This is a genomic window from Mesorhizobium sp. M0195 (assembly GCF_040322115.1).
Lineage (GTDB): Bacteria > Pseudomonadota > Alphaproteobacteria > Rhizobiales > Rhizobiaceae > Mesorhizobium.
This window is the reverse complement of record NZ_JAMYSV010000021.1, coordinates 66400-79298: the sequence shown is the minus strand read 5'-3', so window position 1 is coordinate 79298 and position 12899 is coordinate 66400. Positions and strand designations below refer to the sequence as shown.

The following is a 12899-nucleotide window of genomic DNA, read 5'->3' as shown; positions in this document are numbered from 1 at the left end:
AATCGTCATATGTCGAAGCCCTCAAAGGCTCCGAACATCGTCCTTCACGCCGATCCCCGAAAGGTGCCGTCGGAACATCGCTTACAATCCAGGGCCGTGCGCTGGGCCCAGGCCAGGAACTATCGTTCTCTTTGCATTGTTACATGGACTGCAGCTTGGAATCAGATTGCGAGGATATATCGCGAGCTCACCATATACGCTGCGGGGTAAGTAATGATCTAGGTCGCGCGGTTCCCCAAAGCCGCAATAGGGGCACTGATCGGTCGACGCTAAGAGTTGCTCACGGAGCGCTGCCAGGCGCCCACCAATTTGGACCTGATCGTATGCCGAGCGCATGTGGGGACGAGCGGTATCGAGCACGTTTGGAGTAAGGTCCAAATGTGGTTGACCGAGACACGCGTCGTATAGTTGGTAGACCTCATGCAATGCTGCACGCTCGGCAGGTGACATCGCGTAGACTGCGGCACCGTTCGTCAGTGTTAGGGCGGCATTTAGCGCTTCATCAACGTCGCCGAGTTGTTGGGGAGTGATGACCCACATTTCAGGTCCTTTTGCTCGCAAGCTTCGTCATCACAAAGGCCCTAGCCTGCAGGCTCAACCCACGCTCGAACAGGCCTTCAATGCTTTCGAGGGAAAGCCCGGTGTCTACAAGCTGAGACAGCACGCTATGGAAATCCGTCGCGTCGACGTTGAGGCCAAAGATTTCGTTGGTGACCTCGCCGATACTCTCGCCATAAGTCTCTATGCGAGGTGAGAATATCCTTATTTCCGCTCCCGACCGCCGAACGATCGCAATATGGCGAGCGAGCGTTTCTTGTACCACCACAGGTGAGTGTGTTGCGACAACAGCGAACGCATCGTTCTGCCGTAGAATGATGCGTACCGCATGCATGAGGGCTGCTAGTAGCGGTGGATGGAGATGGCTCTCGGGTTCATCAATTAGGACGATTGACTTAGGCTCGGTATAGGCGACGAGCGACGCGACGGCATGCATAACTATCTTATGGCCGGTGCTCCAGACACGAAACCAAGGAACAGCGTACTCGAAAATTGAGGCAGCAGGATCGGAGCCGAGACGAAGAACGATGAGTCTGAACCCAGAACGCGACAGACTTCGTTGAAGAGGTTTTGCCGGCCGCTCTCCTTGATGCGAAGAACAATGGCTCCGAACTCCTTAGACAGCTGCTCACTCGTCTTGAGAATAATACGTTCTTGCCGATCAAGGTCCTGCGGTTGGATGGGCGTGCCATCGATGTCACCTATGCCTTCCGCTTGACGAACTTCCGATGCAATGTCGCGAAGGCCACAATAGTGATAGCGGCCAACGCCACGCTCTAGGTCGTCGACAATCTGTTTCCGCTCACGATAATCGACCCCGGGGAGCTGAAACGCATCGAACGCACTATAGGCGACGTTGACTATTCGCGTGAAGCCGATCCCGAGAGGTGAGATCGCACCGAGTGCTTTCAGCGGCTCGCTCGCGCGTTCGCGCTGGGAGGCGTGGAGCACGCGCGCAAGCCGCGAAAGCAGTGTGCTCTTGCCCGAACCATTACGACCTATCAGTACCGCAACTCTCTCGGGCAGCACGCTCGTGTCCCAAAACAAATGACCACCGGGCGCTTTGAAATCGATCCGAAGCGGATCGACCCAACCCTCAACGTGGAAGGAAACCTCTAGGCCAAGGCGCGCGACGCGATCGTAGTCGCGGTTCAGCAGAACCGCAGCGTCACGGCGGAAGCTGTCCCAGTCAACATATCGCAGGATGGAGGTACTCCATCCTTTTTCCGTAGCGAACGTCTCAGCGTGCTGTGGGAATGCTAGCGCATCGCGGAGAAAGGCCAGAATCTCCTGGCGAAGCGTCTCGGGCAACCCGGCCAGTCTTTCGTAGTAGTCAAGCTCTTGTCCGAGCGAAACGAAGTCGTCACCGAGTGGCGAGAGAGGCCCAGTTGGAAGTTGCAGATCGTCAGATTCGGTCTGACTGCGGCGTAATATCTTCACTGCTCCAATCAGGCCGCTGAACTCCGGCACCGAAACCACAAGGTGGTACTGAGTCATAAAACTGTAGTCGTTCCACCGGTCCTGCAGCAATGCCACTCCTGTGAAGGACGGCGGATCACCACGTGAAGGAGGAAAAACTGTAAAGTCGGTCATGGTCAGGAAAGCTCCGAGGCGAGGGCCATCTTCCTCGCAATAGCTGAGGCACTTTTCTATCAGTTGCTTCTGCGTCGCCCTCTTGCTCAAGCAACGAAGGTGATGGAGCCGAGTGAAGTATATCGACGATGGGAAACAGGTGAGTTCGGATTACACCAGACACACCTGAACGGCGGCCTCCAAAATCAGTACCCGTATTTGTTTTGGCGGTCTTTAAATGCCTTCTCACCGCCCTCCATGGTGGAGGTAATGACCTTGCAAATCGATGGCGTATCGATTGCACCCGCGCATTCAAACTGGCGTTCGCCTGTATCTTTTACGTCAAGATGGCCAACCAACTCTGACGATCCATTGACGACAATGTTTGCATTGTGACTGGCAAAAATGAGCTGCCGGTTTTGCTTTGCAGTGTGCAGCTTGTCAGTAAGCTCAGCAATGATGCGATTATCGAGATCGCCTTCGGGCTGGTCTATGATCAACGGCCCCCCAGGTTGCTCTAGAAGCATAAAGAGCAACGCCGCCGCACGCTGGCCCTCCGAAGCCTTTTCGAAGGCAATTTCCTTAGCGCCATCTGAATAGGAGAGGGTAATCATGGGCTTCGGAAGTGCGGCCGCAACTGTTTCTACCCGTGTCGTGTCCAGTTTTTCGCTCAAGGCCGCGCGAATGCGATCTGTGTCACCAAGCACTCCGAACAAGACTGCACTATCTGGCTGCTTCTCACCGCTAGCCGCGCCTATCTGACGCCAATACAACAGCGAAAGGCTATCGGCGCGCATTTTGTCGAGGAACGCTATGGGCGTGTCTTTGGCAACCGCATCATCCAATTCTTTGAGACGGGTTGCCTCTTGTGATCCGGTTTTATTGGCGAGAAGATCGACTGCGTCTTTGATCTCCGAAACGTCGCCCGCCGCATCTACGATCGCTTTGATTTTCCCGTTCGACAGACGCTCGATCTCTTTCGCCCACTCCTGCGTCCGTTCCGTACGACGATCATTTAGTGCTCTGAGGGCAACGAGCTTTTCATCTAAACCGGCGGCCGGGTCTCCATTGGCCTTTATTTTCGCGTCCAAATCGCCGATCTGGTTGGTCAGGTCGGTGATCTCTTCGCGAAGCTTGATGATCTGGCTTGTAGCGGTCCTGTGTGCACCCAGCTTTTCGAGAACCTCGTCTCTTGCTGTCCTTGCCACCTTGAAATTTGCCGCCCATTCGGTTTCAGCAGCAGCCAATGTTGAGCGCTTGGCTCTCATATCGGATTGGAACTGTTTTATGCCGGCGCTGAACGTTGAAAACAATTCGCCATAGCCTTTGCGGATTGCCGCCGAGTCATCTGCCAAATCGGTCGCTAGATCGCGTTCGTTAACGAGCTCCGTGATCGATTTGTCCAGCTCTTCGACTATCTGGTCCGCGTGTTTTGACGCCTGGAGCCGCTTCGATTCAAAGTCATTCGCCTTATCGAAATACGCGACAATGGACTGATCTTCTTCGGACAGGGCCGGAAGCGTCTTTTCAAGTGCTTCGACGCGCTGAGTGAGCGACGCCTTGGTCGTGGTGAGCTTGCGCAGTTGAGATTGCAATATCCAGTGCGCAGCGAGGCTTTGTACGCCGCCCTTGACCGTGACCTTGGCAGCTTCAATGTCGAGGGTCAGGCGGTCGTCTTCGCGCTTGTAATCCGGATTTACAAACTGGAGTAAGTCCGAAAGCTGGGTTTTCTTGCCTGCCTGCTTTCCAATCTCTGCGAGCTCGCCTTGGCTATACACTACGGCAGGGAATAGTGCCCGAAGCTCTTTGACCGTTGCAGTCTGCTTCGAGCCGTTGGGATAGGTAATCGTCGGCTGAAAGGCGGTGGCAGGACCCCTAACAATCTCAAAAGCCGCATTGTCCTGTGTGACAGTTAGCTTGACCCGTGCACCCTTTGCAATGAGCGTGTCGTTGATCAGATCACGCATGCGTTGTGTTCCCGAATAATGGTCGCGCTCCACATCATAGCAGCTGCGGCCTAAGCCAAAGGACACATATTCAAGGAATGAGCTCTTCCCGCTGCCCCGTCCGCCAATGACGGAGTTGAACTCGGGGCTGAAAGGGAATTTAGTTTTCTCCAAAATTGCGGAGCCGTCGATCTCGATCTCAGACACCACGAGGGAAGGGAGTTGGGGTGGCTTGATGGTGATACGGGATTTGTGACCAAGGAATGCTTGGCGGATTGCCTCCGCTGTCGGAGCTGCGAGCTTTATCCAGGTACTGTTTGACCCAACCATCGAAAAATCGGCCGATCGGCTGTCCGAAGTTGGAAGCGGGAAAATCTCCCGCGTGCACCAAGTCTTGTCGAGACCGGAAAGCCGTTTTTGGTTTTTGCTCCCCAGCGTGGAGTGCGTTTGGCCTTGATCAAGATAGCCGCCGACATAAGGCATACGACGGAAATCCGCGTGGCCCCCGTCGGTCAAGACTGTGTGGCTGTTGCCTTGGGAGACATTCGGTAGAACGATGTACTTGCCGCGAAGCCCTTCGAGTTTATCCAACTCGGCGCCGATATCGGCGTAGTGGGAGGCGAGTTGGGTGACCTTTGGACCTTTGGCGTGCTTTTCGTCAAGATCGGCATAGACGATGCCAAGCTTCCCCTGTGCCTGTCTGCGCCAATCCTCCGAAATGTCGGCGTCAAAGATGATCAGGCATTGCTTCCCACCAGCCGCTGTGAGCTCCATTCCTGGAAAAAGCCAGAAGTCAAATTGGGCATCGGCCGCCTTTCGTTCCGCGATTGCTTGCTGAACGTAAGGGACAAACACCATCTCATGGTGATCGGTGAGGGCGATGGCATTCAAACCTCCGGCGAAGCATTGATCCAGAAATTCATTCGCCCACTGTTTGCGCGCTACATCAACGTCCTGCGCCGTTGCTGGGGCGCCAGTTCCCTTTGTGGGTTCGCCTAACCCAACAGTCCTTACCCCGACCCAAGCAGGATCGCGGGGCGTATGAATTTGAAAATCACACTTTCTCCATGAGGCAAAGCTCATATTCCCTCCCTAGCCAAGCGTACCAGCGCCGGGACATATTGCCGGTAGATCAAACAAGCGTACGCAGATTGCCCGCGACAGTATTCGCCTATATGGCTCTTTCAACTAAAGGAGCCGAATTTACTAGCCCTCTACAAAATAATCCCCCTAAAAGAGAGAGGTTTGAGATAGTTTATTCGTCGCGCTCCTCCTGGTCGACGGGAAGGACGAAGAGGACGTCTTGAAGTTGGCTGAGCCAGAATGGTGTCCATAGGAAACGCTCGCCGCCGTACTCCGCTCGCTGTTGCCGGGATAGCGTGTCGAATTTTGACCACCGCACCCTCTAACACGATAGCGGCGGAAGCGCCCATTGACAGTAACCTGGTCTGGACACCCAACACCGCGTGTCGTGAAATTCTTCTATCGGACCGCGATCGAACATCGATATGTTCGTGGGCGGAGACCGCTCGATGGCATTTCGATTCGTACACACGGCCGATATTCATCTCGACTCGCCACTGCGTTCGCTGGCGATGCGAAACCCCGACCTTGCCGAACTTGTCGGAGACGCCAGCCGTCAGGCATTCATCTCCATAGTTGACCTCTGCCTTGCGGAACGTGTCGATGCCCTGGTCATTGCCGGCGATCTCTATGATGGCGACCAGACGTCGATGAAAACGGCGCGGTTTCTGGCGTCACAGATGACACGACTTCACCAGGCCGGCATCAGGGTTTTCAAGATCCGTGGCAATCATGACGCAATGTCGCGGATATCGAAACAGCTCGTGTTCCCGGACACGGTCACGATCTTCGGCGGCCGTCCCCAGTCAGCGCTGCAGACAGCCGGCGGGCTTGACGTCATGTTCCACGGCTTGAGCTTCGCGAGCCCAAAGGCGCCGGACAGTCTGCTTCCCAAGTATTCAGCTCCGCGTGAAGGCGCGGTCAATGTCGGCATCATGCATACGAGCCTGGCCGGATCGCCCGGCCACGACGTCTACGCGCCCTGCAACGTCGCCGACCTGCACAGTCATGGCTTCGAGTACTGGGCGCTCGGGCACATCCATGTCCGCCACGTCCATCCTGGGGCGAGCACCGTGGTGATGCCAGGAATTCCGCAGGGCAGGGACATCAACGAGGACGGAGAGAAATCCGTTACGCTGGTGACGATACGAGACGACCGCACCATCGAGATCGAGGAAAGGCTGACCAGTATCGCGCAATTCGAGCGGGTGAGCGTTGACCTGACCGTAACGGTGGAATGGTCCGAAGTCGTCGGGCGTGTCCGATCCGCGCTCGAAGCTATCCGGGCCTCCGTCAGATCCCGCCATGCCGTGGTGCGCCTCGGTCTGAGCGGCATGTCGCCTTTGTCGTGGGCACTGATCCGCGACCGGGATCTGCTGCTCGCGGAAGCTGAGCAGGTCGCGGAACAGGTTGGCGAAACCTGGGTGGAGAAGCTCGAACTTAACGTCTCGCCACCCGCAGCCGAAACATCTGAGGGCGTCGCTGATCCGATTTTCGAACTCGCTCAATCCATGCGTGCCGATGCCAGCTCGGAAGCTTTCCGTGCCGAGGCGAGGGCGTTGGTACAGAAGATGATCGCGGATCTTCCGCCTGACGGGCGCGATTTCGCGGGTAAGGACGAGGCTGAGCTGGAGTTGTTCCTCGACAGGGTGCTTGCCAACGGCGCCGACCTGGTCACCGCCCGCCTGAAGGCCGGTGGATCACAATGAGGCTCCGGCGACTTGAGCTCATCCGTTATGGCAAATTCACCGACAGAGCGATCGACTTCGGGCCGAAACCGGAATCCGGTCCCGACCTGCATATCGTCTTCGGCCTGAACGAGGCCGGCAAGTCGACCGCGCTTTCCGGCTATCTCGACCTGCTGTTTGGCATCGAGGAACGCAGCCGCTACAATTTCCTGCACGAGTACAGCGCGATGCGGATCGGCGGGGTGCTCGAACTCGGCGGCGCGGAGCACACGTTCACACGCACGAAACAGCGCACCAACTCATTGTTGAACGCGAATGGCCAACCAGTCAGCGAAATGGCGATATCAGCACATCTCGCCGGGCTGTCTCGCGATGCATACGAGACCATGTTCTCGTTGGACGACGAAACGCTGGAAGCAGGTGGAAAATCAATCCTGGAATCGCGCGGCGACCTGGGCAAGCTGTTGTTCACCGCCAGCGCCGGGCTCGGGCACGCAAGCGATATACTGAGCGTACTCGAGGCCGAAGCAGACCGGCTCTATCGCAAGCAGGCACACGGAACCGAGCTTGCACTGCTCAAGAAGCGGCTTGCGGAACTGAAGTCCGGGAAGGAGGCGATCGACACCTTGGCGTCGACGTTCGAAACTCTCGAGACAGAGCGCCTGGACGCGACAGAAAAATACGACCGCAGCATCGCCGAACGGTCGGTACTGTCGACTCGGCTCGATACCATCGCCAAATATCTTCGCGCGATCCCGATCCTTGCCGATATCCGACGTAAGGAAGCCCAACTAGCCGAGTTGCCTGAAATCGCTTCCCCGTCACGGACCTGGACGGGCAGCGTCGCCGACATGATCGAGACCGATGCCAGTCTGAGAACGCGGCTATCCGCAAGTGTGGACGAGCTCGCGCGGGTGACGACGAAAATCGCCTCGGTCGATGTGGACGCGGTGATACTTGCGATTTCCGAACGGGTTCGCGGCTTGACTGACCGCAAGGTGCGCCACGTCTCGGCCGGCCTGGACCTTCCAAGTCGCAGGACGGAGCTGCAAATCCTCGATAATGCCGTGGCGACCTGCCTTGCCGCGCTTGGAAGGTCCTCGGAGCCACATCCTGCCAAGCTGCTCTTGCCTGCTGCAACCATTGGCACTGTGCGCATCATGGTCGAGCAGCGATCCGGGATCGTTACTAGCGTGCGCGTTGCGCGCGAGGAGGCTGCGGCTGCTGCTGATGCACTTCATGCGGCACGCGAGCGGGTCGGCGAAGAACGGGCCGTGCCCGAGCCTGCCAGGGCAAGGCTGGTTTCGGCTTTGTCGACGGCAAGGGCCAGCGGGTACATGAGGGAAACCAAGGCGGCACGCGAGGCCGCGGATGCGGGTGCAGTTCGATGGGAGGCCGCGATCGCGCGCTTGCATCCCTGGTCGGGCGATGCTCAGGCATTGGCCAGGCTCGCCATTCCGAATGCCGGACAACTTGGCGCATGGAAGGCGCTGGCAGCAGAGCTCGGGAAGAGCAGGGGCGTTCTCTCCGAACGCCTTGCCGAACACCACGGCAACCACGACCTGCTTGCGGCGCGGCTGGATGCGCTTCGTGCCTCAGTCGATGTCACCGACGATGACGCGGCGGACGCCATTCGGCGTGCCCGGGACGAGGCCTGGGCAAGACATCGCGATGACCTGACTGGCGAAACGGCGGATAGTTTCGCGGCAGCACTGGCCCGAGACGACGCTGCCGGAGCAGGCCGTCTGGCCAACGCCCGGGAGCTCGCTGAGATTCGCAGCACAAACCGCAACCTCGCAGAAACCGCTGCCACCATCGCGCATGGGCGCGACCAACTTGAACGCAACAGGTCAGATCGGGAGGCCGTGCTCTCGGAAATTCTTGCAGCCGCAAGACCCCTGCTTGGAGAAATTCCGGAGAAATCCCCCGAACAGCTGATCGAACTGATCGAGGATCGCATTGCTGCCTACATCGATGGGCTCGCGGCCTGGGAGGAGGTCGAGCTTTCACGCAAGAAGGCCGAGCGGGCAGTTGATGAGGGAGGCCGAATACACGGGGAGCTGAGCAGCGCGCTGGCGAGCGTCGGCGTCAGTTCGGACCCTGGTGACAGCCTGGAGACGGTCATGGCCGTGGCAGAGCTGTTCCTTGACAGGCAATTCAAGGTGGACGCTGAGCGTGCCGAGGCGCTCAATACCGTTGGCACAAGGCAAGAGGATCTGGCCGCCAGGCGCCGAGCCATCGAAGTCGCAGAGCGGCATGGGGATGAATGGCTAGCCGGCGTTGCCGAAGCGCTCAAGGGCACCTGGCTCGAGAGCGGCATCTCGGCGCCCGGCGTCGGCGGCGTCCTCGATCAATTGGCTGAACTGTCCAAATGTCTTCAGGACCGGGACGCCATGCAACTCCGTATCGAGAAGATGGAGGCCGACAGGGACAATTTCCTGGTCGAGGTTACCGCCGTTGCAGCCGAAGCGGGCGAGGCAGCCGATGACCACGACCCGGAACAGCTGGCGATTCGGCTTGCCGAGCGCCTGGAGCGCGCCGAGCGCACGCGGGAGGCCAAGGCAAGCCTCGTCAATGACCTGAAGCGATTGCAGGATAGTCGCGAGATCCTCGATGCTGAAATTTCCGCACATGAGCGCCGCAAGAACGAGGTCCTGAGTGTTTTTAACGTGGCCACCCTAGCCGAGGTCGTGGAACGTGACGAACTGCTGCGCGACAGGGATCGCCTGCGCACAGCCGTGGCCGAACTTGAGGAGCAAATGTCATCCGAGCTCGCTGCGGAAGGGCTCGAGCAAGCGCGTTCAATATTGGATGCTGTCGATTTCGACAGCCTCGCAGTCGAGAAGGCTGAAGCCGAGCAACGGCTTCGCGCTTCTGACGAGGCGATACAGCAACAGCTCATTCGGCAGACGCGCGCGACTGACAAGCTGGACGCCATTGGCGGCGACAGCGCTGTTGCCCGGATAGATGCCGAACGGCGCACCGTCCTTCTGGAAATCGAGGAAAAGGCCGTCCGCTATATCGAGCTGAAACTGGGAATATTGTCGGCTGGAAATGCTCTGCGCGTCTACCGCGAGCGTCATCGCTCCGGGATGATGGAGCGCGCATCAGACGCATTCGCTCTCATGACGCGCGGCCAGTACTCTGGCCTGACAACTCAACCGGTGAAGGGTGGGGAAGTACTCATCGCATTACAGCGCGATGGGCAATCCAAGGTTGCCGACGCGCTGTCAAAGGGTGCGCGTTTTCAACTCTACCTGGCGCTCAGGCTGGCCGGGTACTACGAGTTTGCTCAGTTTCGACCCTCAGTTCCATTCATCGCCGACGACATAATGGAAACCTTCGACCATTTCCGATCCGAGGAGGTTTTCCGGCTGTTTGGGAAGATGGCAAGTGCCGGACAGGTTATTTACCTGACACATCACCAGCACCTGTGCGAGATCGCCAAGACTGTAGTGCCGGGCGTGGCGATCCATGAGCTCGGATGAGATTGGACTTTACTTGATGCGTTGCTGAAATACCGTGCTGTTCGATATTTTCCCCTTAGCTAGACAAATCGACATTCCAAGCGCCGGCTTTGGCATCCGCTTTGCGCCTCATGCACGAACCTCGCTTCGCGGCCGTACGCAGCAGGACCACGTTCGTCATGTCCGGCGCTTCGCCGCGTTCCTTGGGCGCTCTCCGGATACCGCTGCCTGCGAAGCGCTCAAGGCGCTGAGCGCTTCGAGGCCAACGAACGTTACTTATCCCCGGCAGGCTTCGGAACCGACCTCTTCCGGGGCGAAGATGACTTCGGCGTCGCTTTGCGATGGGGTGCGGTCTTGCCTGTGGCCTTTTTTGCGGGCTTAGGCCCCGCCAGGGGTCGCGACAGATCGAGCACAACGACATCGTCGTCGCGAGCGTGCACAGCCGCTTCAACTTGCCAAAGAAGAAACAGACGGAGCGCATCATTGAGGCGATCGGAAATCCTCGGACGACAATCATCGGGCACATGACCGGTCGCCAGCTGTTGCGCCGGCCCGGTTATGATCTCGACATCGACAAAGTCCTCAAAGCGTGTGCGAAATACGGCGTTGCCGTCGAAATCAACGCACATCCGTGGCGACTCGACCTCGACTGGCGCTGGCATCAAAAGGCACTCGATCAGGGCTGCATCTTCAGCATCAATCCGGACGCTCATTCGATCCGCGAGCTCGATCACATGCATTGGGGTGTCGAGATGGCGCGCAAGGGCGGTGTCCCTGCGAAGCGGGTCCTGAACGCGATGCGTTTGACGGCCCTCCTTGCGCATCTCGCACGGCGCAGGCAAACGTCCTAACCTGCTTGTGCGCCCGGCTTATCGCGCAGGAGTCCGTCATTCTCAAAATCTTCCCAGCCGCGCAAACTGGAGTGCGAGTTCTCATCGGGCCCATAACCAGCTGAAGCTGCAGTTCCGCGACCGCTTCTTTGAGCGCGTTTCATAGCGGCCTTCCCCGCGGCTCGCCGCCTATTGTCTGCAGCTGTCGCTGCGTCCTGTTCGCGCCAGACCGTAACCAGGTCGCGGTCAAGCACATCCTCCACGTGCTGCGGGTCGAACACGTGAAAGGTGATGTTCCTTGCCCGCCCGCGGAGTTTCACCGTTTTCGTCCCGGCGCTCTGCAAGCGACCACCTTTCAGCCAGCGGTGCCGTTCGGCCGTCGAGATCGTCAGAATGTCCTCGATTTCACGGGGGATTACGCGCAGGCCTTCGATATTCTGCAGTGCTTTGGTACGATCCCGAATACCACCTGCACATCATTCTCGGCGCCCTCAGACAGGCGCAGGGTAAGCACGCGGGACTCGATATTGAGCAGTTTCCTGAACTCCGTTGGAAGGCGGGCGCGTATTTCGAGAAAAATACTCCTCGCTCTGACGGACGATCCAAGCGTTGCAGCCGGGGTCAAAGGCCATTCTCCAATCAGCTTCGCTGTTGCATTGATTTTACGGCGCGTGGACATGCCCCTTTATATAGGTCCCCGATTGTCGGCAGCGATGAGCCGATCGCAAAGCCAATATGAGTTCTAATCCGCCAGCGGTCTGAACCACGATGCCCAAAGGCGCAACCACGATTGTGAGCGGGGCCGTTTGCAACTTCGGCTAACAGGAAACGGCAGAGTTGATCTCGAAGTGCGATATCAGGCGCGTCGCCGCCTGGCGGCTTTTTGGGGGCCGTTTGCTGTCCGTCCGGTTATTGCCGAGGGACCAGTTAAAGCCGCCGTTCGGCTCACGACCTCTTCGCGGAATACAAGGCAAGTTCAGATCCCGCGGAAGCCGACATTGAACTGCCTCTCCGTTTACACGTTTGGCAAATGTTGCGAATGGAGGGAGTTGCATGTTTGAAGGTTTCTCGCTGGAGCAGATCAAACTTCCGGAAGCGACGCTCAGAGTGCGGGTTGGTGGAAGGGGCCACCGCTTCCTGATGCTGCACGGTCATCCTCGCACCCATGCCACTTGGGATCGCGTGGCGCCGATTTTGGCTGAGGAATACACCGTAATTTGCCCTGGTCTTCGGTGCTCGCCCTTGCGGTGTGTCGCAACACAATCAGCGCGTCCGGTTTGCCGTGAACAGATCTTGCTGATGCACCAGTTCGTCCGCGACGGGCTGACGGAGGCGGCGTGTGCCATTCGGGTGGATGGCCGAAATAACCCCACCTCTGCATGACGCGAATTGTCCCAGCCCGGGTAGGCCGTTATCGGGTACAGGCAAATACCCTCGAATCGATGCTCCGACACCCATAGCGGCACGCACCTCGTCGCGGCATACATAGTGGAGCCAAGCCGGCCCGCCGGATCCCTCTGAGCCGGTCTCGGCAATGAACATCGGCTTACCGTACCGATGAGCAACCTCGAGCAACATTTCCGACAAAGCGCGGTACTCATGGTGTCCCATCGATATCGTCGGCCCGTTTATTTACCATTGATTGTGCGGCTAGAAATTCAGGCCCACGACATCGACAACATCTTCGCTCCCGCCCAACTCAGGTTCGACGCGGCCCAGCAACATGTCGTAAGCTTCGAACTGCCCCTGACGGGC

General features: G+C 58.2%; 7 protein-coding genes and 2 pseudogenes. 4 read left to right on the top strand and 5 right to left on the bottom strand.

Annotated elements, in window-relative coordinates:
* Positions 1-81: 81 nt before the first annotated feature.
* The 4 genes from NKJ12_RS27155 to NKJ12_RS27140 form a co-directional block, all read right to left on the bottom strand.
* Positions 82-336: an HNH endonuclease gene (locus NKJ12_RS27155; RefSeq protein ID WP_352706267.1), complete on the bottom strand. Its 255-nt coding sequence runs from the start codon at positions 334-336 to the stop codon at positions 82-84.
* A gap of 205 nt (positions 337-541) precedes the next feature.
* The gene (locus tag NKJ12_RS27150) at positions 542-994 is read right to left on the bottom strand and encodes an AAA family ATPase (protein WP_352706259.1); all 453 of its coding nucleotides are present in this window, start codon (positions 992-994) and stop codon (positions 542-544) included.
* 2 nt (positions 995-996) lie between these two features.
* Complete coding sequence (locus NKJ12_RS27145; protein ID WP_352706257.1) at positions 997-2151, bottom strand: hypothetical protein; 1155 nt, start codon at positions 2149-2151, stop codon at positions 997-999.
* Positions 2152-2336: 185 nt separating this feature from the next.
* On the bottom strand, positions 2337-5159 hold the full coding sequence (locus NKJ12_RS27140) for a TrlF family AAA-like ATPase (protein ID WP_352706255.1): 2823 nt from the start codon (positions 5157-5159) through the stop codon (positions 2337-2339).
* Between the two features lie 449 nt (positions 5160-5608).
* Here NKJ12_RS27140 and NKJ12_RS27135 point away from each other — a divergent pair, with 449 nt between their 5' ends.
* The 3 genes and pseudogenes from NKJ12_RS27135 to NKJ12_RS27125 form a co-directional block, all read left to right on the top strand.
* Positions 5609-6868 (top strand): metallophosphoesterase family protein, encoded by a 1260-nt coding sequence (locus tag NKJ12_RS27135; RefSeq protein WP_352706254.1) that lies wholly within the window; start codon positions 5609-5611, stop codon positions 6866-6868.
* Positions 6865-10335 carry an AAA family ATPase gene (locus tag NKJ12_RS27130; protein ID WP_352706252.1) on the top strand — a complete coding sequence of 1157 codons (3471 nt, stop codon included), beginning with the start codon at positions 6865-6867 and terminating at the stop codon, positions 10333-10335. The genes NKJ12_RS27135 and NKJ12_RS27130 overlap by 4 nt, the downstream gene beginning before the upstream one ends.
* A 383-nt stretch (positions 10336-10718) precedes the next feature.
* Positions 10719-11165, top strand: a pseudogene (locus tag NKJ12_RS27125) (PHP domain-containing protein); the annotation flags it as partial.
* On the opposite strand, the pseudogene NKJ12_RS27120 reads toward NKJ12_RS27125, so the two are convergent.
* Positions 11162-11823, bottom strand: a pseudogene (locus NKJ12_RS27120) (hypothetical protein). The pseudogenes NKJ12_RS27125 and NKJ12_RS27120 overlap by 4 nt on opposite strands.
* Positions 11824-12197: 374 nt before the next feature.
* Here NKJ12_RS27120 and NKJ12_RS27115 point away from each other — a divergent pair.
* Positions 12198-12527: an alpha/beta fold hydrolase gene (locus NKJ12_RS27115; protein ID WP_352706250.1), complete on the top strand. Its 330-nt coding sequence runs from the start codon at positions 12198-12200 to the stop codon at positions 12525-12527.
* Positions 12528-12899: the final 372 nt, after the last annotated feature.

What these genes read in the sequence shown, in the direction of transcription:
- NKJ12_RS27155 (WP_352706267.1), bottom strand. Translation starts at nt 336, where the DNA reads ATGCGCTCGGCATACGATCAGGTCCAAATTGGTGGGCGCCTGGCAGCG.
- NKJ12_RS27115 (WP_352706250.1), top strand. Translation starts at nt 12,198, where the DNA reads ATGTTTGAAGGTTTCTCGCTGGAGCAGATCAAACTTCCGGAAGCGACG.
- NKJ12_RS27140 (WP_352706255.1), bottom strand. Translation starts at nt 5,159, where the DNA reads ATGAGCTTTGCCTCATGGAGAAAGTGTGATTTTCAAATTCATACGCCC.
- NKJ12_RS27150 (WP_352706259.1), bottom strand. Translation starts at nt 994, where the DNA reads ATGCATGCCGTCGCGTCGCTCGTCGCCTATACCGAGCCTAAGTCAATC.
- NKJ12_RS27130 (WP_352706252.1), top strand. Translation starts at nt 6,865, where the DNA reads ATGAGGCTCCGGCGACTTGAGCTCATCCGTTATGGCAAATTCACCGAC.
- NKJ12_RS27135 (WP_352706254.1), top strand. Translation starts at nt 5,609, where the DNA reads ATGGCATTTCGATTCGTACACACGGCCGATATTCATCTCGACTCGCCA.
- NKJ12_RS27145 (WP_352706257.1), bottom strand. Translation starts at nt 2,151, where the DNA reads ATGACCGACTTTACAGTTTTTCCTCCTTCACGTGGTGATCCGCCGTCC.